Here is a 23,105-nt window from a genome sequence, read left to right as displayed (position 1 = left end):
GTTATGTTATCATAGGGCTCTAATGATCAAAATAATTAGTTATGACTTTAGCTTTGTCCATATTTGTCGTATAATGTTTGATTGATAGTGTCGTGCTATCTTATACGAGGTGATGTTGTGGAAAAGTTAAATAGATTGAAAGATTGTGTGATAAAAGTGATGAAACGGCCATGGATAAAGTGGTCTGCTTTTGTAGGCTTATCCATTCTCGTTCTTAGTGTAGTTGGCTTCCTATTTATTATTTATGGTGGTGGTCTGATTGTTGATGAGCGAGACCTTGTCTTGCCAGCCACCACAACCGTTGTGACTGAGGACGGTGAAGCTGTCGGTCGATTATATACGGAAAATCGTCAATTGGTAGAATTTAATCAGATCCCTGAGCACGTTTGGCAGGCATTTATAGCTGTGGAAGATCAACGATTTTATAATCATGCCGGTGTCGATTTTAGATCGGTTATGCGTGCTGTCTATCGAGATGTTATTGCTTTTGATAAAGTTGAAGGGGCGAGTACGATTACGCAACAGCTAGCTAAAAATCTCTTTTTGGATAATCAACAATCTTGGATGAGAAAGACAAAAGAAGTCATGGCTTCTATTTATTTAGAACGCCACTATACCAAAAATGAAATACTTACCCTTTATTTAAATCAGGTTTATTTTGGACATGGTATTTATGGGGTAGGAACAGCTGCTCATTATTTTTTTGATAAACCTATTGATGAAGTTTCGATCACAGAAGGGGCGTTGCTTGCTGGAATGGTCAAGGGCCCAAATTTATATTCACCATATAATAATGAAGAACTGGCTCTTGAACGACGTAATCTTGTCCTTGGTCAATTGCAACGTATCGGTTATTTGGAAACTGAGGAGATGTTAACATTACAAGGTCGAACCTTAAATGTTACAGAACAAGATCAGATCAATGTGCCATGGGTTGATGACTATCTTGAACTGGTGATTCGAGAAGCTGAATCTTTATATCAAATTTCACGAGAGGAATTACAGCGTGGAGGCTATCAAATAACGGTGTATATGGATGCTATCGCCCAACAACATGCTTATGAGCAAATTCAAGACCAGCAGTTTTTTCATGGCTCACAAGACAATATTGAAGCAGCCTTTGTAATGCTCGATCAAGAAACGGGTCAGTTAAAAGCCGTTATCGGTGGTCGTGATTATGCAATTGGTGATCAGCATCGTGCTTTATCGCCACATCAACCAGGTTCTGTTATGAAGCCGTTAGCTGTCTATGGTCCGGCACTAACAGAAGGTTACCAACCCTACATGCTATTAGATGATTCTAAACGAGATTATGACGGTTATACGGTTCGAAATATAGATGAGCAATACCAAGGTGAAGTCTCAATGCATGAGGCTGTAACCGTTTCTAAAAATACATCCGCGGTTTGGTTACTTGATCAATTAGGCATTGAAACCAGTAAACAATATTTATCGAAAATGAATATCACTCTTCCAGATCAAGGTCTTGCCTTAGGTCTTGGAGGATTGACAGAGGGCTTGACACCCATTCAAGTTGCGGAAGGCTACCTGACCTTTGCTCATCATGGAAAATGGATATCAGCACACACCATTGCTAAAATCGAGGATCGCCATGGTCAAGTGATTGCAGAAGCTGCACCAATCGAAGAGCAAGTTTTTACTGAACAAGCCGCTTGGGACATGTTACGGATGTTAGAAAATGTTGTTGAAGAAGGTACCGGCCAAGCGGGTGAGTTTTCTAAAGCTTTAGCAGGTAAAACGGGAACGACTCAGCATCCACATGCATTAGGTTATGCAAAAGATGCTTGGTTTGCTGGGATAACACCGGATTATGTGACAGCAACTTGGATTGGTTATGATGTTAGTGATGCCGAGCACTATCTAACTAAAGGCAGTCAATCGGCAACAGAGTTGACCAAATCAATTTTGAATGCGATTGACCAGGACCAGCCCCTTACAAATACTTTTACTGTACCTGATCAGGTGGAAGATTTAGCTGCTCCGATTGAATTACCGCTTATTCAAGATTTACAAGCTATTTATAAGTGGGGAGGTTGGCGCCTTGTTATAGGACAGTTGAGTTGGAGTGCGCCTGAAGATGAGCGGATTATTTACCAGATCTACGAAGTCAATGAACAAGGCGAAGAACTAATTGGTCAAGTTGAGGGGGAAGCTTCTTTTACCATTGTTGAGCCCCCTGTGTTTGGTGAATCGAGTTATTATATCGTCCCTTATAATCCGTTAACTGGACAAAGCGGTAATCGTTCGAATATTGTTACACTGTCTTTAAGTGATTAATACGTTTTGATCTGGTAGTTGATTGATATGGTAAACCATACGATCAACTACCTTTTTTACTTTGGTTGTATACTATTTGACGTTGGTGAAGGGAATTCTCCATTTCATGCGTTTGTGTAATGGGGGTAGACTTTCGTTAACGTCTTTTCTATTTCTCTAAAAATAGCAATGGGTTCGGTCATCCAGTGATTCGCTTTCCGCAGGCACGGCTTCAGCTAACTCATGTGCGCACCAAACGCGCACATGCGTGGATCTTCAGCTCGTGCTATTCCTGCAGGAGTCTCATCACTTCCTTACCGAACCCGCATGAATTTACGTGTAGATAGACATTTAAATTAAGTTAAGATCTATTGACTCGAAATCAGCCCAAAATGCACCTAATCAAACAAACATTCACTTATAAAATCGACAATAATTCTCACCAACGTCATTTGACAAAGAACCTTTACTTTTGGGTAGGTATTTATCATAGATAACCGTCCGCTTAAGAATAGGGTAAAGAGAAAATCTCTTTAGGCGGGTTAACGGACGCTCCGCTCATGTCTTGATTCACGCAACGACCCGTCAGTGGGAGCAGAACAAAAACCTCACTGATTGAAGGGACGTATTATTTGCTAAAGATCGAGTGAATGCGAGTTTTTCTGAATTTATGTTAAACTAATTTACAGTGATGTCATTATTAATTGAGAGGAAAGGTGATAAGATGAAGGTTACAGCTATCGGTTTTTGGGGTGCTTATCCGGAACGCGGTGAAGCGACTTCAAGTTATTTGTTTGAAAAAGATGGTTTTCGACTATTGGTTGACTGTGGTAGTGGTGCGTTAGCCCAGTTACCTAAATACATCGATCCATATGACTTGGATGCCGTTATCCTTTCACATTATCATCATGATCACAAGGCTGATCTTGGTGTGTTGCAATACCAAATGCTTGTGCAAAATGGTATTCGTAAACAGGATAAAATATTGCCGATCTATGGTCATCAGCAGGATAAAACTGAATTTAATCAATTAACACATAATTATACTGAGGCAGTAGTGTACAACCCGGAACAGTCAACAGCAATTGGCCCGTTTACAATAACTTTTATGGCAACGGATCATCCGGTTAGTTGTTATGCGATGCGTATTACAGATGGTGAGAAAGTGGTTGTCTATACTGCGGATTCAAGTTTTAAGCAAGAATTTGTTCCCTTTAGTAAACAGGCTGACGTGTTGATTACAGATTGTAATTTTTATGAGGACCAAGATGGTAGGGCGGCTGGACATATGAACAGTAAGGAGTGTGCGATGATTGCTGCTGAAGCAGGGGTTAACACGTTAATCTTAAGCCATCATCCCCATTTTGGTGAGCGTGATCAGTTAGTTATAGAGGCAAAGCGTTATTTTTCGGGTGATGTATTATTAGCTTATTCTGGATTGACATGGCAATAAGTGATTTGTTTGCTTTTGACAAGTTTTTCAAATAAAATGATATTAGCATTTAATTAAGGGGGAATCAGGGTGAAGTTTATCGATAATGAAGGCATTACGGATCCGTATATTAACTTAGCTATTGAGGAATATGTACTCAATCATTTTGGTGAAGAAGATACCTATCTTCTTTTTTACGTCAATCGTCCATCTATTATTATAGGACGTAATCAAAACACCATTGAAGAAATTAATACTAAATATGTAGATGAACAGCATATAAAAGTGGTTCGTCGCCTTTCTGGTGGTGGTGCAGTTTATCATGATGAAGGAAATTTGAATTTTAGTTTTATTACGAAAGATGACGGTAACAGTTTTCATAATTTCGCTAAATTCACAGATCCAGTTGTACATGCCTTAAACACATTAGGTGTACCTGCTGAACTTAGTGGTCGTAACGATTTAGTGGCAGAGGGGCGGAAAATTTCTGGAAATGCTCAATTTACTAAGCGTGGACGTATGTTTAGTCACGGTACTTTAATGCTTGATTCTGAAATTGAGCATGTTGTCGAGGCTTTAAATGTTAATTCAGAAAAGATAAAATCAAAGGGGATTAAATCGATTCGCAGTCGTGTTGCGAATATTACTGAATTTCTTGATCAGCCCATTACCATGGAGCAGTTTAAAGTACATCTACTTAAGCATTTATTTAATGTGGATAATCTGGCAAATGTTCCACGCTATCAATTGACAGAAGAGGATTGGGATAATATACATCAAATCTCCAAAGATCGCTATCAGAATTGGGAATGGAACTTCGGTAAATCGCCAACTTTTGATATTCAAAAAACGCATAAATTTCCAGCTGGTTTAGTGGATGTTAGGATGGATGTGTCAAAGGGATTAATCAAAAACTGTAAAATTTATGGGGACTTCTTTGGTGTTGGAGACATAAGTGTTATCGAAGATAAATTAATTGGTATACGTTACCAAAAACAAGCCTTAACGGATGCTTTGTCTGAAATTGACGTTCCGCATTATTTAGGGAAAATTACACAGCAAGAGTTAATTGACTTGATTTACTAATGCTTTGTAGCTTAACAGGATAGTAAAGTAGTAAGTTTGCAACGAATCTCTGAACCATGGTTTCTTATGGTTTAGAGATTCACAGATAATCGCCCGTAAAACGCCCACGCCGTTCATTCTTAACAGGAACCTATTTTAAAAAAATATTTAGCTTTGCCTGTATTAATGCGTGTTCCTTCTTTTACCTCAATATTTTCCTGCCTCTATTTCTTTGCTTAAATTCCTGCTTAAATTATTATAAAAACGCTGTTTAACTCAAAAATTTGACTAATTTCTGAACTTTTTAAATTACTATGGATTTATATGGTTATTTGTGTATAATTTAACCATAGAATATTTTACATAAAAGTTCTATTAATGCTATGTGTGAGAAAGGATGTTGAATATGTCAGCAAAAACGAAAACATCTCATGAACTATCACATACAACAATGGCTTTTATCGCAACTGAGATTGATGAGTCATGGGGAACTTTAATTTACGAAGAAGATAGAGAGGATCCAATCATTGTAAACACCCCCCCTGGTAAGCTGATGGAAGCAGCTTACCGTTATCATGGAGAGGAACTTGTGGCACGATTCGATGGTGCCAAGATATTATGTGACTTTAATAATAAGCCCCCAATAGCGATTAGCGTAACCCATCATTTTTATTTTTTTCCAACACATTCATCTACTAACCCATACTGTTCGTGGTTTTCCCATACGCATATAAGAAAGATAAAAAAAGCAAAATATGGCGGTTCTGAAGTATGGTTCCGAGATGGGCGTCAGTTGATGGTGCCTGTTTCAGAAGGTATTATGCTCAATCAATTACACAGGACAGCCCAATATCGTTTTATGCTCGCTGAACAATTAAAACCTGTTCACCAAAAAGAAGCATTAAATGCACTTATTAAAGCTTTAGGCTATCCAACATTTTAGCTTTATTTCTGGGATGAATAACCTCGTACTCACGATTAACGTGATACGAGGTTATTTGTTTAATGATTAATATTGGTGTCTTAAAGTGATAAAAGTTTAGGGAGAGAATTAGTCATTAAACTTTTGGTGAAAATGACCGAAAAAGTAGTAAAGGTATGCAGTTCTCCCATTATTTAATGGGTGATGATGAGCTCATGATTGCTTGATCTTCATTGGTTAAAAGATTGGAGTGGTCTTGGTAACTCTGCATCATTAACTCAGATAGAATCTGCTCTACTTTCTTCCGAAGGGTCGGATTAAAGTAATTACGTTTTTCCTCTCTTTCTCCACAAATAAATAGGTAAGCCGTGAAAGCATCGTTTTTCTCTAATGGTCGGACTTGTATTTTTTGATCGTACATATATTTGCGTAGTTGTTGCCGTTCTTGAAAAGCCTTTGCCTCCATTTGTTTGAATAAGAGAAGATAAGGGCTTTTGATTTTTAGCTTGGTTTTGTTTTCGATCATATCAATTTCTCTCTTAATAACGGTAATAGCCATCGATAAAAATAAAAATCGTGTGGCTAGTGCATATTCATGGTCTGCTAAATAGCGCATACAACCACCTCTTTTCTCTTTTTGGGAACGTGTGTTCTTATTATACACGAAAAAGAGCAAAAAGAAAAGTGTTACAATTTTATTTTTTTGGGGAATAGATAATAATAAGAAAAGGTAGTGATGGGTTTGAATAATCAGTTAAATCTAAGGGTCGATTGGATTGAGGGGTGGATGGATTGACAACAGAGCAAACAATTACGATGGAACAGGTACGAGAGCTCCTTGAAACCAATCAGTACGATGTCCTCGTAGAACGCCTTTTATTTATCTATGAAGGTTTCGGTCCTTTACCAGGTATTCTGATTCCGTTTATTGAAACATTTTTACCCTTCTTACCTTTAACTGTTATTGTCATGACGAACGCTGCGGCGTATGGATTGTTAAGAGGGTTTCTATATTCATGGATTGGTGAGTCTTTAGGGTCGATAGTTGTATTTTTAATTATCCGCCGTTTTCGTCATATAGCTGTACTGAAGTGGATTCATACCAATAGACACGTACAACGTGTGACGGGTTGGTTAGAAAGGCGTGGCTTTGGACCGCTATTTTTGTTGCTGTGCTTCCCATTCTCGCCTTCATCCGTTATTAACTTAGTCGCAGCTTTATCAAAGATAAGTTTATTACAATTTGCATTGGCTATTTTATTAGGGAAAACAGTGATGATTTTTTCGTTAGCTTATGTAGGAAGTAGTATCGTATCTTTTGCCGAACACCCAACACGGACCATTTTAATAGCAATAGGAATTTCACTGTTTTGGTTGCTAGGCAAACAAATAGAGAAAATCTTATTTAAAAAAGGTGAGATTGATACCCTAGAAAACCGTTAGTTGATTGGGATAGGAGGAGAAACAGTCATGAAAAGAGTGAATCAGTATTGGCATATAATGAAAGTTATGATGGCTTGTATTCTTCTCTTCCTTTTTCTCAATACATATGTATTTACCGGTTTTCTTGTAGATGGCCGGTCGATGGAACCGACGCTAGCCGATGGAAATATGGTTATGGTGAACGAAATGATATATACTTATCAATCAATCGACCACTTTGATGTGATTGTATTTCAACACCAGAATGGCAGCTATTTTGTTAAACGTGTTATTGGTTTGCCTGGTGATCAAATAGAAATGAAAGAAGGGTACTTGTATCTAAATGGGAAAAAAGTCGATGAACCCTATACTGACGGTGTAACTGAACAAATGTTAATCGATGATTTCATGCTAGCGGATTTAACCGGTGAATCAGAAGTACCTGAAGGCCAATTGTTTGTTTTAGGCGATAATCGAATGAAAAGTTTAGATAGCCGATCATTTGGTTTTATTAATGAAACTGATGTGCTAGGCAAAGTCGATATTCGTTATTGGCCGATATCTCAAATAGCTACTCTATTTTAACTATTAATAATTATTGTACTAAAACAAAGTGCTTTACTAAGCACTAGATATAATCCAAGAGGTTGGGACGAAACAAAAATGATTGTCTAAAACACGAACGGTTCTTTCAAAAAGTCATTGCAATGTGAAATAGACTTGCTTTCTGCGGGCACGGCCCATAGCCGTCAAGCTAAGGATCAATTACAGAAAAAGCAAGTCTAGAGCGTATAATTTTTACACGAAATTATATTATTTTCCAATTCGGTGCATGATTAGTAAAAACCACTTTATTGCTTTTTTTAAAAAATATTACGCTGTTAAAAGTGGCTGTTGATTTGCGATCCAGGCATTTCGCTTTCCGCGGGCTCGCGCTGAGCCTCCTCGTTCGCACAGAACGCTCACTGTGGGGTCTCATCGTCTTCGCTTTTCCCGCAGGAGTCGAATGCCTTCCTCTCCAATCAACAAAGTTAAAAAACAATAAGCTTTGGCAAAACCCAAATATTCATCTATACTGCTTTGAACGTTCGTTCATAAGTAAGATTTAAGATATCAAAAGAACTCATATACTGATAGCGATGATCTTTCCTCCCATGTCGGTATACATTTTGATAGACGCTTATTAATTTCTTTGCTACATGACTTAGTACGACATTATAGTGCTTTCCCTCTGCTAGCTTTTTTTCTCATATATGTTTTAAACGTGGGTGAATAGATCGAAACCAATCTTGAAGCATGATACATGGCCCATCGAAGCTGGGACGATCCACGCTTAACCATCTTCCCCTTTCCTTGGTAGTTACCTGACTGATAAATGGAGGGTTGCACGCCTGCAAACGCCAGTAATTGACCAGGGTTTTGGAAGTTGAAGATCACACCTATCTCTGCTATGATAATACTACCGAGTCGATAGGAAATTCCGGGAATGGTTACGATTAGTGAATCGAGTGTATCCATCATTTCTTGAATCTTTTTATCGACTTCTTTTATTTGTGTGTCATACAAATCTATCTGTTGTATGGTTTGGGTTAATTCAAACGCTGTAATGGAGGAATAGCCCCTTACACTGTCCCTTGCCAATTGTTTAAATAAGGCGGGTTTAATGCTTTTCATTCCCAATAGTTTGACAAGGGTTTTTTCATGAGCCATTACAATTTTTCGAGGGCTTGGGTACTTTTTTAGTAATCGCATCATATACGCCGAATGGCGAGCTTGACCATAAGTAGCTAACTCAGGAAAGCTCCTTTCTAGAATACGTGTGTACTGAACTTTAAGAAGGGTTTGATGTTTGCCTAGCCTCCTTCTATACCTCGTCAATTCTTTAAGTTCTCCTGTATCCTTGTATGAAATCAAACGTCTGGCGTTATCTAACTGATTAACAGATAAACAAGGAGCTGTGGTTAGATTCTCTAAAAACCAGTTACTAAAAAGTACTGTAGGCTGGGTTACTAATCCACAGCTTTATTTTATGATTCAAGCAACGACCGATCAGTGGGAGAAGAGCAAAAGCACCCATTGATTGAAGCTTGCTTTATATGTTATCGCATAAGTACTTAGGGTAAGGTTTGATGATGTATCAAAGAAAAGAATATGTTAAAATAATGCATAGTAGAACAAATATTCGTTTTTTACGAGATCGTAATAGAGAGAAGCGAGTGTCGAAAAAACGCAGCTTATAACTGATGAAGGAGAGGGGGAAGTTAATATGACGTTACGTGTGTTAGTAGGTAAACCGACTGTCTCGAAAAGTGATCATTGTATTACTGAAATAAGAAGACAGTTAATTACAGAACCGTATGGTAAACCGATTATTTATTTGGTTCCTGATCAGATGACTTTTCAACAAGAATATAAATTATTACAGGACCACCGTGTTAAAGGAAGCATACGAGCACAAGTTTTAAGCTTTTCTCGCCTTGCCTTTCGTGTGATGCAAGAATGTGGTGGACTGACCAAGGCATTTATTAGCTCAACGGGTATTCAGATGATGTTAAGGAAGATTATCGAACAAAAGAAAACAGATTGGAAAATATTCCAAAAATCAATTGAAAAAAAAGGGTTCATTGAACAGCTTGAAGCGATGCTGACTGAATTTAAACGCTATCGTATCACCCCGGATATGCTATCGATACATTTAAACGAAGGTGAACAAAGTCAAGACCATCAAGCTTTAAAATATAAATTGGAAGATTTGTATTATCTTTATCAATCATTAACTGATGCGTTAGCTCATCAATACATAGATACGGAGGATCGCTTAGCTTTACTTGCTAAAAAGATTCCAGAGTCTGATTACCTCAAGGATGCTACTGTTTATGTAGATGGTTTCCATCGTTTAACACCTCAAGAACAAGAGGTGCTAGGTCAATTAGTGAAGTCAGCGCAAGACATGACGTTTACTTTAACATTAGATATGTCAACAGAAACGGCCATTAACCAAGCTGACATCTTTAGTCAGACAAAGGAAACCTTAAGTGTTTTACAAGCATTAGCCGCTGACTACGGACAACCTATAACTATTGAACAAATCGATGCTAAAGAAAATGTTACACCATATATGTACCATTTAGCTAACCATTTTGATCAACGCCCATCACCTCCTTATCGTGGAAAAGTACCGATTCAACTCGCTTGTGCGGTTCATCCACGCGCCGAAATTGAAGGTGTAGCACAAGAAATTTTAAGTATGGTTAGAGATCGTGGGTATCGTTATCGAGACATGGCCATTCTTATACGTGATGGTGAGCTTTACCATGATTTAATTAAGACTATTTTTGAAGATTATCAAATTCCGGTGTTTATTGACGAAAAAAAACCAATGCTTCATCATCCGCTTATTGAGTTGATTCGGTCAGCAATTGATGTTATTTTGACCAATTGGCGTTATGACGCTGTTTTTCGCGTGTTAAAAACAGGCTTAATCCCTCCTGCAGATGAGGTTTATCCCCTTGATCAAGATGCAATTGATACACTAGAAAACTATGTTTTAGAATATGGAATGAGAGGAAGAAAGCAATGGTTAAGTCATCAACCTTGGCTGTTTCAGCGTTTTAAAGGTTTTGACCAAGCTACTCAAACAGATCAAGAGCGGTTGATTCAAGAAAAAATTAATGCTTATCGGGATCAAGTGGTTGCATCAATGAGCGATTTTGATCAAGCGATTCGAGAAGCGGATACGATCAAGGAAAGAACTATTATCTTATATGAATGGCTTGAGCAATTAAGGGTAAACAAGGTGCTAGAGACATGGCAAACGCAGTTAGATCAAGAGGGGAAGGTTGAACAAGCAAGAGAGCAAGAACAAGTGTGGCAAGCTGTGATTCACTTATTTGATGAAATAGTTGAAATGATTGGCGAAGAAAAGTTGTCATTACAACTATTTCAGCAAACTTTGGAGGCAGGGTTAGATACATTAACCTATGCCCATGTTCCACCAACACTTGATCAAGTAGTCGTAGGTTCAATAGATCGTTCACGGTTAACACAAGTTAAAGTTAGTTTTTTAGTTGGGGTTAATGAAGGCATGTGGCCGATGAAACCGGGAGTAGATACGGTCTTGTCAGAAGATGAACGCCTCCAATTACGGACATATGGCATCACATTAGCAGAGAGTGAAACACAACAGCTCATTGATGATTGGTTCTATATTTATCTAGCAGTAACTCTAGCTACTGAGCGGTTGTGGCTTAGTTATCCATTAAGTGATACGGAGGGAAAGGCCAAAACACCTGCATCACTAATAAAACGTATCCAAAGTTTATTTCCTGATATAGCCGATCCAGTTCTGTTACAAGATCCAGAAGAGATGGTTGAAGCTGAACGCTTTATTACGACACCAGCAAAGACTTTATCAGCCTTGACAGCTCAACTCGCCAAGTATCAACGTGCTTATCCAATCCATCCGATTTGGTGGAGTGTATTAAATTGGTTTTTAGAGCGAAAGCAAGAAGAAATGATTGCGAACACGTTAGAAAGTTTGTTTTATAAAAATCAACCCGTTTCTTTAAGCAAGGAGACAACTAAACAGTTATACAATAAAGAGTTGACGGCGAGCGTCTCACGTATGGAGATGTATCATCGGTGCTCCTATCAACACTTTGCACAGTATAGCTTAAATTTGGCAGAGCGAAAAACATATAAGCTCGACGCGCCAGACATAGGCCAACTTTTTCATGAAGCATTAAAGAAAATCACAGAATGGGTCCAACAAGAAGGCCTTTCTTTTAGTGATTTAGGTAAAGATGAAGCTAACAATTATGCGATGCGGGCCATCAATCAGCTAGCTCCTGTATTGCAACATCAAATTTTGCACAGTTCGAACCGCTATCAATATATGCAGAAGAAACTTGAGCAAATTATTGCTAGAGCAACATATGTTTTGAGTGAACAATCACGGAAAAGTCAATTCTCACCAGTCGGTTTAGAGGTTGGCTTTGGCTTGCCTAACAGCCCGCTATCTCCTGTTCGAATGGCACTCCCGAATGGCTATGAAATAGTATTACGCGGTCGGATTGACCGTGTTGATCAAGCGAAGTGGGATGACCAACTTTATTTACGTATTATAGATTATAAATCAAGTGCTAAAGGCTTAAATTTAGTTGAAGTGTACTATGGATTAGCATTGCAAATGTTAGCATATCTTGATGTGATTTTGATGAATTCAGAAAATTGGCTAGGTATGAAGGCTTCACCGGCCGGTGTTTTATATTTTCATGTTCATGATCCTATCCTCAACGAACCACAAGCATTAAGTCAATCAACATTAGAAGAAAAGTTGTTTAAAAAATATAAAATGCAGGGTTTATTGGTTGATCAGGAGCACGTTGTACAAATGATGGATGCCGATTTGGAGACAGGAATGAGTCCTGTTGTGCCGGCAGGTTTAAAGAAAGATGGGACATTTAGAAGTGGTTCGCAAATCGCAAGTACAGAAACATTCCAAACATTGCAAAACTATGTGCGTCAGTTAATAACGCAAGCAGGCTTGGCGATCACAGAGGGTGAAGTGGCACTTAATCCCTATCAACAGGCGCAAAAAACAGCTTGTGAATTTTGTGCTTTTAAATCAGTATGTCAATTTGATGCGAGCTTACCTAATCATCATTATCGTAAATTGCTGGATGTAAAGGATGAGATGATTATAAAAAAAATAATCGAGAGGGGGCAAAGTTGATGGCAAAATGGACGGAAGCGCAAAGTCAAGCGATTCATATATCAGGTAAGGATACTTTAGTAGCTGCTGCTGCTGGATCAGGGAAAACAGCAGTATTGGTTGAGCGTATTATTCAAAAAATATTAAATCAAAAAGAGCCGATTAATATTGATCAATTGCTTGTCGTCACTTTTACAAATGCAGCAGCACAAGAAATGCGGCATCGTATTTCGCAAGCACTCGAGCAGGCGCTAGAGGAAAGACCAGATTCAGCACAATTAAAACAGCAGTTGACATTATTACAGCAAGCTTCTATTTCAACCTTGCACTCCTTTTGCCTTGATTTAATTAAACGATATAGCTATTTATTAGATATTGATCCTGGATTTCGCATTGCCGATCCTATTGAGGCTGATTTATTGAGACAAGAAGTATTGGAGTCTTTATTTGAAGAATGGTATGGAAAATCATTTGAAGAACAAGAGGCATTTTTTCAAGTGATTGATCGTTTCTCAAATGATCGCAGTGATCAAGAGGTGGAAACACTTATTTTAAAGCTTTATGATTTTGCCATACAAAACCCTTGGCCAGACCGGTGGCTAGACGAGATCGCCGATCAATATGATCTAGCGACCGATGTTAAAGAGGAGCAACTTGAATGGCTAACTATTTTAAAGGATAGTGTTGACCAACAATTACAGGCAGCAGAAGCAGATATCGATCATGCACTAGAAATAACAAGAGAAGCTGATGGTCCCTACCATTATGCAGAGGCACTTGAATTAGATTTTAATACAATACAAACATTGAAAGCTAAATTAAAGCTAGGATGGGATCAAACCCAACAAACTTTTCAAAGCCTCACTTTTAAAGCATTATCAAGGAAAAAAGTAGATGGAGATGAGCGTAAAAAAGAACAAGTGAAAGTGATGCGCAATCGCGTAAAAAAACGCTTGACTGATATAAAAGAACAGTTGTTTACTCGATCACTTGAAACTTATCTAACTGATGTGCGGGGGCTTTATCCAACGATAAAGCAATTAATTGGTTTAGTGAAGCAATTTAAAGCGGAGTATCAACAGTTAAAAAAAGAAAAAGGTTTAATCGACTTTTCTGATTTAGAGCATTATGCCTTAACAGTCCTAATTGATGATGACGCAAGGCTGGAAGTCATTGAGCCATCCAATATCGCTAAAACCATTCGTGCTAAATTTACAGAAGTATTAATCGATGAATATCAAGATACGAATATGGTTCAAGAAACGATTTTAACACTTGTTACAAAAGAATCGCCAGGAAACTTATTTATGGTTGGTGATGTGAAGCAAAGTATATATCGATTCCGTCATGCTGAGCCTTCATTGTTTATTAATAAATATAAAAAATTTGCTCAAGATCACCACTTAGGTCATCGTATTGATTTAGCTAAGAATTTTCGAAGTCGTAAAGAAATTTTAACAGCGACTAATTATATTTTTAAGCAATTATTAGATGAACGAGTGGGGGAAATAAACTATGACCAAGACGCTGAATTAATTTATGGAAATTTAAGCTATGATGAGGCGAACCAAGAGGATGTAGAGGCAGAGTTGATGATTATTGATCGATCCAATCAATCAGTACCTACAGCTAATGACGAGGAAATGGAGTCTAATGAAGACTTAGCTAAAGCAGAGATTGAAGGACGAGCATATGCGAAGCGCATTAAACAATGGATTGGAATGGATGGTGAAAAGCCTAAGCTGATCTTTGATAAAGAGATGGGCATAAGTCGCCCGACCGCTTATCGTGATATCGTTATTTTATTGCGGTCAATGACATGGGCGCCGGCGATTATGGATGAGTTAAAGAAACAAGGGATACCGGTGTATGCTGAACTGGCTACTGGTTATTTAGAAGCGATTGAGATTCAAGTCATGTTAAGTTTGCTAAAAGTAATTGATAATGCGAAGCAAGATATTGCGCTAGCAAGTGTCCTAAAATCACCACTTGTTGGCATTGATGAAGAAGCATTGGCACAAATCCGTTTAACGGATAAAAAGGCAACTTACTATGAAGCATTACAAACATTCTTAACAACGCTTGAAGCAGGTCGCTTGAAACAGAAATTAATCGGCTTTCTATCGAAGTTATCAAAATGGCGCTCATTAGCAAGACAAGGGAGTCTATCTGATCTTATTTGGCAAATTTACCGAGAGACGGGATATTATGACTTTGTAGCTGGTATGCCAGGTGGTCGTCAAAGACAAGCAAATTTGCGTGCATTATATGATCGGGCGAGAGGTTATGAACAGACATCATTTCGTGGATTATTCCGGTTTCTTAGAATGATTGAGCGGATGGAAGAGCGTGGCGAAGATTTAGGTGCAGCTCGAGCCTTAGGGGAGCAAGAAGATGTGGTCCGGATTACGACGATCCATAAAAGTAAAGGGCTTGAATATCCGATTGTTATTTTAGGTGCAATGGACAAACCTTTCAATATGCAAGACTTACGGCAACGCTATCTGCTCCATAAGGATCTTGGTTTTGGTAGTAAGTTTATCGATCCAATTAACCGTATTATGTATCCTACGTTGATCTATCATGGCATTAAACAATATATTCAAAAAGAGTTATGGGCTGAGGAGATGCGTGTCCTTTATGTTGCGCTTACACGGGCTAAAGAAAAGTTAGTTATGGTTGGTACAGTTAACGCGTTTGAAAAAAAACAGGAAAAGTGGTTAGAAGCGCTTGAACATAAAGAATGGACATTACCAGGTGCACTTCGGTTAGGACTAAACACATACATGGATTGGGTTGGGGTTAGTCTGATTCGACACAGGCATGCTGATCTCCTTCGTGGTGAAAGACAGACACAAGACATTCCATTACCAATTTGGGAAGATCAATCGCAATGGAAAATCACAGTTTCTCATGTTCAAGATTATCAAGATCCTGTAAGAGATGAACAGCAAAGCACAATAGATTTAGAAACAACGATCGCTCAAGCTAAATCCATTAAGCATACATCAAAAGAACATGATGAAAAAGTGCACGATCGTTTGGAATTTCAATACGCTTATCAAGAGGCGACCCGTCATCGTGCTAAGCAGACGGTAACAGAAATTAAACGTCAACAAGAACAGGTCGATGAAAATGCAGCAACGGATATCATTCGCTCATTTCGCCCCCCAATTGTTGAACGCCCTTTATTTATGCAACAAAATCGACAAATCAGTGTGACTGAACTTGGTACAGTCACCCATACCGTAATGCAACACCTTCCCTTTCGACAAGATTGGGATCAGCAACGCATTGAGGGATATATTAATCAATTGGTGAATAAGGAAATTTTAACAAGTGTTCAAGCGCAAGCAATTGATAAATTAGCGATTGCACGTTTTTTTGACACGGCGCTCTTTAATAGGATTAAACAGGCGAAGGTGATCGAACGAGAGGTTCCATTCAGTCTGATGATTCCCGCGCATGAAATTTATCAAGGTTGGGACCAAAGAAAGCAAGAAGATTTGTTTGTCCAAGGTATTATTGATTTGCTTATTGAAACAGAAAATGGTTGGATCATTATTGATTACAAAACAGATCGAATTCCTGATTATGCTAATCAACAAGAGCGGGATAAGATGCTTACATCGCGGTATCAAACACAACTTGATCTCTATACACGGGCAATAGAAACCGTCTTAAATATAACAATAAAAGAAAGATACCTTTACTTTTTTGAACAAGCTCTTGTTCTTCAACTATAGAAAAGGGGCTGGGATCATTTTTGTTATGTCCCAGCCCCTTTCTAATGGTTTAGCACATTTGCTTGTCGATTATAATAATCTTGTCATCGATATTAAGACTTAAATCCAGTGATAATATTTTCGATAACACTATCGACATCAGCGCCTTCAATCTCTTCGCGTGGAATAAAATGTTGTACTTTATTGTCATTTAAAATCGCAATCGAAGGGGAAGACGGTGCAATATCTCCGAAGTATTCTCGCATTTTAGCTGTGGCTTCACGATCCTGACCGGCAAATACGGTCACTAAATGGTCAGCGTTAACACCGCCTTCATTAACGGCATAGAGTACAGCTGGGCGAGCTAGGCCGCCAGCACAGCCACATACAGAATTAACAAGAACAATCGACCGTCCTGTTACATCTGTCATGAATTGATCAACGTCCTCTACGGTTGTCAACTCTTTAAACCCATTATCTGTCAATTCATCTCGCATAGGTTGTGAAACTTCACGCATGTAAGCTTGGTATGCATCCATTAAATCATTCACTCCTTTTATCATCATAGCTTAATGTATCGTTAAGATAAAGGAAATGGCCAAATGACCATCACATAGATTGCTTGGTGATCATTTAGATTTCCCCTTTCATTTATTCTAACACAATTGTATAAAAACTTAATAAACTTTTAAATTTTAAATCAATAGGCTATTGACAGTGTCTCAATACATGATAAAATAGAGACACTTAATTGATAATGAATCTCATTATCAGGTGAATATTTTTGAGAAGGATTTTTTATGATGCTGAAGTATATTATACCCATTTTGATCATTTTATCGGTGCTTTCTGTGTTTATTGGTGTTGTACCTCTAAATCCATCAGACCTATTTTCCTTATCAGAGCAACAAATCCAAATTATCTGGATAAGCCGTGTGCCACGTTTGTTAAGTATAATGATGGCTGGTTTTGGCCTGAGTATTTGTGGTTTGATTATGCAACAGTTAAGTCGTAATAAATTTGTATCACCAACTACTGCTGGAACAATGGATTCTGCCCGTTTTGGTATACTGCTCGCGATGATGTTGTTTGGCAGTGCCACGCCGATGCAACGCATGCTAGTCGCATTTACTTTTTCCCTATTAGGAACTTTTATATTTATGAAAGTACTTGATAAAATCAAGTTTAAAGATCCAGTCTTTATTCCACTCGTTGGATTGATGTTTGGTAATATTATCAACTCCATTACAACTTTTTTTGCCTATCAAAATGATTTAATCCAAGATATGACTTCATGGCTACAAGGGAATTTTGCACTGATCCTTCAAGGGCGATATGAAATGCTTTATATGAGTATCCCATTGGTGATATTTGCTTATCTATTTGCTAATCGCTTTACAATAGCTGGTTTAGGAGAAGATTTCTCGAAAAATCTAGGCTTAAATTATCGCCTTGTCGTGAATGTTGGGCTAACGATTGTCGCACTCATTACGTCAGTCGTGTTATTAACTGTCGGAATGATCCCATTTCTCGGTTTAATTGTGCCCAATTTAGTATCTATTTACCGTGGTGATCATTTGAAGAATAGTTTGCCACATACCGCTTTATTAGGTGCAACCTTTTTACTAGCATGTGATATTTTAGGAAGAATAATTATTTTTCCTTATGAGATAGCTATCGGTGTTGTGGTAGGGGTAATTGGAAGCTTTATCTTCCTGTATCTCATCATGAGGAGAAATGTTTATGAGTAATCGAATGAAGTTAAGTTTGCTTGCTGGATTAGCTATATTATTTATTGGCATATATTTATTTGTTGGACTTCAAGGGAATTGGAGCTATATTTTATCAAGAAGAGCAACTCGAATATTAGCAATTGTCATCACAGGTGCTGTAATAGCTGTGGCAACGGTTGTTTTTCAAACGATTACGAACAATCGAATTCTGACCCCTAGTTTAATTGGGTTAGGTTCTTTGTACCAATTGATTCAAACCTTTATTATCTTTTTTTACGGGTCTACGAGTTTAACAGCGACAGACCAAAATATAAACTATCTATTATCGGTAGCAATTATGATTTTTTTTGCTTTAATACTATTCCAGATGTTATTTAAAAAAGGACATAATATTTATTTCTTATTACTAATTGGCTTAATTTTCGGGACGTTCTTCCAAAGTTTATCAACCTTTATGCAAGTTTTGATTGATCCAAACGAATTCTTAAACGTACAAAATCGAATGTTTGCCAGTTTTAACAATGTCCAAACAGATTTGTTATATATGTCGATTCTTTTTTTAGCGATTGTATTTATCTATTTCTTACGCTTCTATAAATATTTAGATGTACTATCTTTAGGTAAAGAACATGCAATTAATTTAGGTGTGGACTACAATTATTTGGTGAGGCGATTAATGGTTGTGGTTGCAATCTTAATTTCTATCGCAACAGCACTCGTTGGACCGATCATGTTTCTTGGTATCCTTGTTGTAAATGTGTGTTATGAAATGTTTAAGACATATCGACATGCTGTGTTATTATCTGGTTCTATATTAATTAGTATTATTGCACTTGTTGGGGGACAACTCATTGTTGATCGAATATTCGCTTTTTCTACAACTTTAAGTGTGATTATTAACTTAATTGGGGGCGTCTATTTCCTATATCTCATATTAAAGGAGAATCGTACATGGTAGAGATAAAAGAAGTTGTAAAAAAATACGGTGAAGCATTAGTGGTGGATCATGTATCGATGACCATTCCTCAAGGTAAAATAACTTCCTTTATCGGTCCAAATGGAGCTGGGAAGAGCACGCTCCTTTCGATTGTGAGCCGACTTATAGCTAAAGATCATGGGGAAGTTTTAATTGATGGTGAAGAAGTGAGTGTTGCCAATAATAAAGAACTGGCGAAGAAATTATCGATTCTAAAACAATCAAATCATATTAATGTTCGACTAACAGTCAGGCAGTTAGTGAGTTTTGGTCGCTTCCCGTACTCTCAAGGGAAATTAACAGAATTCGATGAAAAGATGATAGATAGTGCAATAACTTATATGGAACTTCACGAAATGGAAGATAAGTTTTTAGATCAATTAAGTGGAGGGCAAAAACAGCGTGCTTATATCGCGATGGTCATTGCCCAAGATACTGATTATATATTACTTGACGAACCTTTAAATAACTTAGATATGAAGCATTCTGTGCAAATTATGAAAGTACTCAGAAAGCTTGTAGACGATCTAGGAAAAACGGTCATTATTGTGTTACACGATGTTAATTTTGCGTCGGTTTACTCTGATCATATTGTCGCTTTAAGAAATGGCAAGATTATTAAACAAGGAGAGACACGTGCGATCATAAATAATGAGGTATTAAAACAAGTATATGATATGGATATTAAGATCCAAGATATTGACCAATGTCGTATATGTCTCTATTTTTCTTGATTGATCACATCTGACTTTCCTTAAAACGTCACCTCAAAATAGAGTAGAGCTCATCTAATTAGGCGAGAGACAACGAGGGTAATATCTTGATTCACTCGGGCCAACAGGATGTTGGTCACACAAGTGTTTTCGCAGGACGCGAAGACGTTAGCTTGTGTTCCTCAGTGGGAGGGTAAGATCGTAGACTAAAACCGCCACGTCCTGTGGCAATGTCTGCATGACCTACATCCTGTAGCCCTCCGCCCACTAATCAAAGATTCGTTTTATGAACTATGTTTTAAATTAAGATTGTGCTCTTAAAGTCAAGCTATATAAACAACAGCTGGGCCCAAATAATAAGCTGATGTTGAAGGGTGTAGACTGGATAACAATGCAATCTATTTAAATAAAATATTATGAAATAAGGGGTTATTAATAATGAAAAAGATCATGTTATTTATGTTACTAGCGATGTTAGCTGTTTTTGCAGTAGCATGCGGTTCAGATACAGAAGATACAACAGATACGACAGACAATGATGAAGCACAAGAAGCTTCAAATGACCAAGAAGAAGTAGATGAAGGTCCAAGTGAAATTGAGGTGGAACATGAGTTAGGAATGACAACCGTTCCAACAAACCCAGAGACAGTAGTAGTGTTTGACTTTGGTACAGTGGATACATTAGATTATTTAGGGGTTGATATTGCAGCTGTTCCGCAGGCCAATATTCCAAGTTATCTTAATCAATTTGAGGCGGATACTTATGAAAATGCAGGAACACTATTTGAACCAGATTTTGAAACATTAGCTAACCTTGACCCTGATCTCATTATTATATCAGGTCGTACTTCAGAAGCTTATGATGATTTAGCGGATCTTGCACCTACTATTTATATGGGGGTTGACGAAAGTGATTATATGACATCATTTGCTAGTAATGTGTCACTACTTGGTGAGATTTTCAATAAACAAGATGAAGCGCAAGAAGCCGTTGAACAAGTTAATGATGATTTAGCAGATCTTGTAGCTGTTGTTCCGGAAGATGAAACGGGACTTATTGTACTAACAAATGATGGTGCACTTAATGCTTATGGACCTGGATCACGATTTGGTATTATTCATGATGACTTTGGAATCGAACCCGTTGCCCTAGATATTGAGGCAGCAACACATGGTCAAAACATTAGTTTTGAATATGTTGCTGAAATGGATCCGGATTACTTATTTGTAATGGATCGTAATGCTGTAACTGGTGGTGATTATACAGCTTCAACGACGTTAGACAATGAGTTAATTAATCAAACAACAGCAGCACAAGAAGATCAAATTGTCTACTTAACACCAGATTATTGGTATTTATCAAGTGGTGGAATCGAATCTGTTACACAAATGATTGCAGAGATTAAACAAGGCATAGAATAAAAAGAAAAGGGAGGTAACCCAAAATGTGGTTAACCTCCCTTTTTACTAGTTCCAAAAGCTTATTTGTTGAAAAAATCATAAAAAAAGCTTAATTTATCCGACCTTTCTACCGAAAATAGAAGTAGCAACAAAAAGAGATAGGTATTAAGACTTAATGAAAATAGCTATTAAGTCTTAGGGGGAGGAGAATTATCTTGGCAGCTGGAGATAAGAACATCAATGAAATTATTAAAGAAGTCTATAATGGGACGATTTACGCAGTAAAGAAGATTGTCCCGCTTGAACCAGAGGTTGGTGCACCACAATTAATAGAGCCACCGTTATTTGTTAAGTTTGGTGTTATGATCGGATTTACTGGTGGTATTAAAGGAGAACTCGTTTTACAATCAACGGATGCTTTTTTTAGTGAAATTGGCGAATTAATGTTTGGTATGCCTTTATCAGACGATATGCTTGAGTCATTTGTTGGTGAACTTGGAAATATGATAGCGGGTAGTTTGGCGACTTATTTAGCAGATGTGTCGATTGTAACAGATATTACACACCCTACAGTATTAAAAGGGGATGCTAAGCTATCTGGCTTTAAACGTGCACTATTGGTGGAGATTAATTATCAAGCTGATAAAAAAATGGCTGTTCACTTACTATTAAATCAATAACTTAGTAGCTAGGACATAAATCATTATTGATTTATCAAGCTAAAGCGGTTATCCTTAAACATAAGTACACATGTCTAGGTCAAATTGATGATAGTAAGGTCTACTATTTTAATAGTAAAGGAGTAAATGTATGAGTACTGAAAAATATATTGTTTTTCAATTAAATGGCCAGGAATATGGCGCAAGTATTCAGCAAATTGTTTCAATTGAAAGATTACAAGAAGTCGTATCCTTACCTCAAGTATCTGCCTTCATTGAAGGTATTACTAAATTACGTGGTGAAGTTATTCCCGTGATAGATTTGAAGAAGAGAATGGACTTACCTGATTCAGAACAAACGGACCAATCTCGGATGCTTGTATCTTTAGTTGACGACCTTTCGGTTGGTTTTATCGTTGATGCAGCCTCTGATGTAATTGATATTGATCAATCGATTATTGAACCTGCACCAACGACAATTAAAGGTGTAAATGCCAATTTTTTAAATGGCGTAGCTAAATTAGATGATCGGTTATTATTATTAATTGATTTAGCTTATGTATTAAATTACGAACAATTAAATGAAGTAAAACAAGTGGTAGAAGAGGAATAAGACTTAGAAGGAGAGATATAAATGGCTCGTGTATTAGTAACTGATGATGCAGCGTTTATGCGTATGCAATTGAAAAATATTTTTGAATCGCTCGGACATGAGGTAGTAGGTGAGGCTGAGAATGGGCAACATGCGATTGACTTATACAATGAACTTATGCCTGAACTTGTTACAATGGATATTACTATGCCAGAAATGAATGGTGTAGAAGCAGTAAAAGAAATTAAAAAGAATCATCCAGATGCAACGATTGTCATGTGCTCTGCGATGGGGCAACAGCAAATGGTGTTAGAAGCAATCCAAGCAGGTGCCAAAGATTTTATTGTTAAACCTTTTGATCAGGAACGGATTAAACAAGCTCTAGAAAAAATCTTCTAAATTAGAGGTTAGGCAAACTCATCATCATTAAAGCGCAAAAGAATAGTGAAATCTTTTGCGTTTTATTCATTCATTA

18 protein-coding genes are annotated in these 23,105 nt (G+C 37.6%); 15 read left to right on the top strand and 3 right to left on the bottom strand.

Annotation, left to right across the window (positions count from 1 at the left end):
• The first annotated feature begins 117 nt into the window (after nt 1-117).
• The 4 genes from JOE23_RS08575 (at nt 118) to JOE23_RS08560 (ending at nt 5,717) form a co-directional block, all read left to right on the top strand.
• Entirely contained in the window at nt 118-2,298 is a 2,181-nt protein-coding gene (locus tag JOE23_RS08575; protein ID WP_204437600.1) for a PBP1A family penicillin-binding protein, read from the top strand.
• Nucleotides 2,299-3,001: 703 nt separating this feature from the next.
• Entirely contained in the window at nt 3,002-3,730 is a 729-nt protein-coding gene (locus JOE23_RS08570) for an MBL fold metallo-hydrolase (RefSeq protein ID WP_204437598.1), read from the top strand.
• Nucleotides 3,731-3,799: 69 nt separating this feature from the next.
• Entirely contained in the window at nt 3,800-4,795 is a 996-nt protein-coding gene (locus tag JOE23_RS08565; RefSeq protein WP_204437597.1) for a lipoate--protein ligase, read from the top strand.
• 385 nt (nt 4,796-5,180) lie between these two features.
• Nucleotides 5,181-5,717: a competence protein ComK gene (locus JOE23_RS08560; RefSeq protein WP_204437594.1), complete on the top strand. Its 537-nt coding sequence runs from the start codon at nt 5,181-5,183 to the stop codon at nt 5,715-5,717.
• Nucleotides 5,718-5,886: 169 nt separating this feature from the next.
• Here JOE23_RS08560 and JOE23_RS08555 read toward each other — a convergent pair whose 3' ends face one another.
• Nucleotides 5,887-6,312 carry a YhjD family protein gene (locus JOE23_RS08555; RefSeq protein ID WP_204437592.1) on the bottom strand — a complete coding sequence of 142 codons (426 nt, stop codon included), beginning with the start codon at nt 6,310-6,312 and terminating at the stop codon, nt 5,887-5,889.
• A gap of 176 nt (nt 6,313-6,488) precedes the next feature.
• Between JOE23_RS08555 and JOE23_RS08550 the strand changes: the two genes are divergently transcribed.
• Complete coding sequence (locus JOE23_RS08550) at nt 6,489-7,139, top strand: TVP38/TMEM64 family protein (protein ID WP_239585334.1); 651 nt, start codon at nt 6,489-6,491, stop codon at nt 7,137-7,139.
• A gap of 27 nt (nt 7,140-7,166) precedes the next feature.
• The gene (lepB, locus tag JOE23_RS08545) at nt 7,167-7,703 is read left to right on the top strand and encodes a signal peptidase I (protein WP_204437590.1); all 537 of its coding nucleotides are present in this window, start codon (nt 7,167-7,169) and stop codon (nt 7,701-7,703) included.
• 630 nt (nt 7,704-8,333) lie between these two features.
• On the opposite strand, the gene JOE23_RS08540 is transcribed toward lepB, so the two are convergent.
• Nucleotides 8,334-8,996: a transposase gene (locus JOE23_RS08540; RefSeq protein ID WP_204437588.1), complete on the bottom strand. Its 663-nt coding sequence runs from the start codon at nt 8,994-8,996 to the stop codon at nt 8,334-8,336.
• 388 nt (nt 8,997-9,384) lie between these two features.
• Between JOE23_RS08540 and addB the strand changes: the two genes are divergently transcribed.
• Nucleotides 9,385-12,852 carry a helicase-exonuclease AddAB subunit AddB gene (addB, locus tag JOE23_RS08535; protein ID WP_204437585.1) on the top strand — a complete coding sequence of 1,156 codons (3,468 nt, stop codon included), beginning with the start codon at nt 9,385-9,387 and terminating at the stop codon, nt 12,850-12,852.
• Nucleotides 12,852-16,577: a helicase-exonuclease AddAB subunit AddA gene (gene addA / locus JOE23_RS08530; protein ID WP_204437583.1), complete on the top strand. Its 3,726-nt coding sequence runs from the start codon at nt 12,852-12,854 to the stop codon at nt 16,575-16,577. Before addB ends, addA begins: the two co-directional genes overlap by 1 nt.
• A gap of 92 nt (nt 16,578-16,669) precedes the next feature.
• Here addA and JOE23_RS08525 read toward each other — a convergent pair whose 3' ends face one another.
• Nucleotides 16,670-17,095 (bottom strand): BrxA/BrxB family bacilliredoxin, encoded by a 426-nt coding sequence (locus JOE23_RS08525; protein ID WP_239585333.1) that lies wholly within the window; start codon nt 17,093-17,095, stop codon nt 16,670-16,672.
• 261 nt (nt 17,096-17,356) lie between these two features.
• Here JOE23_RS08525 and JOE23_RS08520 point away from each other — a divergent pair, with 261 nt between their 5' ends.
• From JOE23_RS08520 to JOE23_RS08490, 7 genes are all read left to right on the top strand, one after another.
• Entirely contained in the window at nt 17,357-18,307 is a 951-nt protein-coding gene (locus tag JOE23_RS08520; RefSeq protein ID WP_204437577.1) for an ABC transporter permease, read from the top strand.
• Nucleotides 18,300-19,247, top strand: coding sequence for an iron chelate uptake ABC transporter family permease subunit (locus JOE23_RS08515; RefSeq protein WP_204437576.1), 948 nt, complete (start codon nt 18,300-18,302; stop codon nt 19,245-19,247). The genes JOE23_RS08520 and JOE23_RS08515 overlap by 8 nt, the downstream gene beginning before the upstream one ends.
• Complete coding sequence (locus JOE23_RS08510) at nt 19,241-19,999, top strand: iron ABC transporter ATP-binding protein (RefSeq protein WP_204437573.1); 759 nt, start codon at nt 19,241-19,243, stop codon at nt 19,997-19,999. Before JOE23_RS08515 ends, JOE23_RS08510 begins: the two co-directional genes overlap by 7 nt.
• 417 nt (nt 20,000-20,416) lie before the next feature.
• On the top strand, nt 20,417-21,400 hold the full coding sequence (locus JOE23_RS08505) for a siderophore ABC transporter substrate-binding protein (RefSeq protein WP_204437571.1): 984 nt from the start codon (nt 20,417-20,419) through the stop codon (nt 21,398-21,400).
• Nucleotides 21,401-21,594: 194 nt separating this feature from the next.
• Nucleotides 21,595-22,059 carry a chemotaxis protein CheX gene (locus tag JOE23_RS08500; RefSeq protein ID WP_204437568.1) on the top strand — a complete coding sequence of 155 codons (465 nt, stop codon included), beginning with the start codon at nt 21,595-21,597 and terminating at the stop codon, nt 22,057-22,059.
• A gap of 130 nt (nt 22,060-22,189) precedes the next feature.
• Nucleotides 22,190-22,651, top strand: coding sequence for a chemotaxis protein CheW (locus JOE23_RS08495; RefSeq protein WP_204437567.1), 462 nt, complete (start codon nt 22,190-22,192; stop codon nt 22,649-22,651).
• A 21-nt stretch (nt 22,652-22,672) separates the two neighbouring features.
• Entirely contained in the window at nt 22,673-23,029 is a 357-nt protein-coding gene (locus tag JOE23_RS08490) for a response regulator (protein ID WP_204437566.1), read from the top strand.
• Nucleotides 23,030-23,105 lie beyond the last annotated feature (76 nt).

It is taken from the genome of Amphibacillus cookii, from assembly GCF_016908375.1.
Taxonomy (GTDB): Bacteria; Bacillota; Bacilli; order Bacillales; family Amphibacillaceae; genus Amphibacillus_C; species Amphibacillus_C cookii.
Note: the sequence above shows the minus strand (reverse complement) of the source record. Positions and strands in the feature narration are given on the sequence as shown.

Excerpts from the sequence above, each read along its gene's own strand:
- addB (WP_204437585.1), top strand. The coding sequence starts at position 9,385 with ATGACGTTACGTGTGTTAGTAGGTAAACCGACTGTCTCGAAAAGTGAT.
- JOE23_RS08490 (WP_204437566.1), top strand. The coding sequence starts at position 22,673 with ATGGCTCGTGTATTAGTAACTGATGATGCAGCGTTTATGCGTATGCAA.
- JOE23_RS08570 (WP_204437598.1), top strand. The coding sequence starts at position 3,002 with ATGAAGGTTACAGCTATCGGTTTTTGGGGTGCTTATCCGGAACGCGGT.
- JOE23_RS08555 (WP_204437592.1), bottom strand. The coding sequence starts at position 6,312 with ATGCGCTATTTAGCAGACCATGAATATGCACTAGCCACACGATTTTTA.
- JOE23_RS08505 (WP_204437571.1), top strand. The coding sequence starts at position 20,417 with ATGAAAAAGATCATGTTATTTATGTTACTAGCGATGTTAGCTGTTTTT.
- lepB (WP_204437590.1), top strand. The coding sequence starts at position 7,167 with ATGAAAAGAGTGAATCAGTATTGGCATATAATGAAAGTTATGATGGCT.
- JOE23_RS08515 (WP_204437576.1), top strand. The coding sequence starts at position 18,300 with ATGAGTAATCGAATGAAGTTAAGTTTGCTTGCTGGATTAGCTATATTA.
- addA (WP_204437583.1), top strand. The coding sequence starts at position 12,852 with ATGGCAAAATGGACGGAAGCGCAAAGTCAAGCGATTCATATATCAGGT.
- JOE23_RS08510 (WP_204437573.1), top strand. The coding sequence starts at position 19,241 with ATGGTAGAGATAAAAGAAGTTGTAAAAAAATACGGTGAAGCATTAGTG.
- JOE23_RS08520 (WP_204437577.1), top strand. The coding sequence starts at position 17,357 with ATGATGCTGAAGTATATTATACCCATTTTGATCATTTTATCGGTGCTT.
- JOE23_RS08525 (WP_239585333.1), bottom strand. The coding sequence starts at position 17,095 with ATGGATGCATACCAAGCTTACATGCGTGAAGTTTCACAACCTATGCGA.
- JOE23_RS08560 (WP_204437594.1), top strand. The coding sequence starts at position 5,181 with ATGTCAGCAAAAACGAAAACATCTCATGAACTATCACATACAACAATG.
- JOE23_RS08495 (WP_204437567.1), top strand. The coding sequence starts at position 22,190 with ATGAGTACTGAAAAATATATTGTTTTTCAATTAAATGGCCAGGAATAT.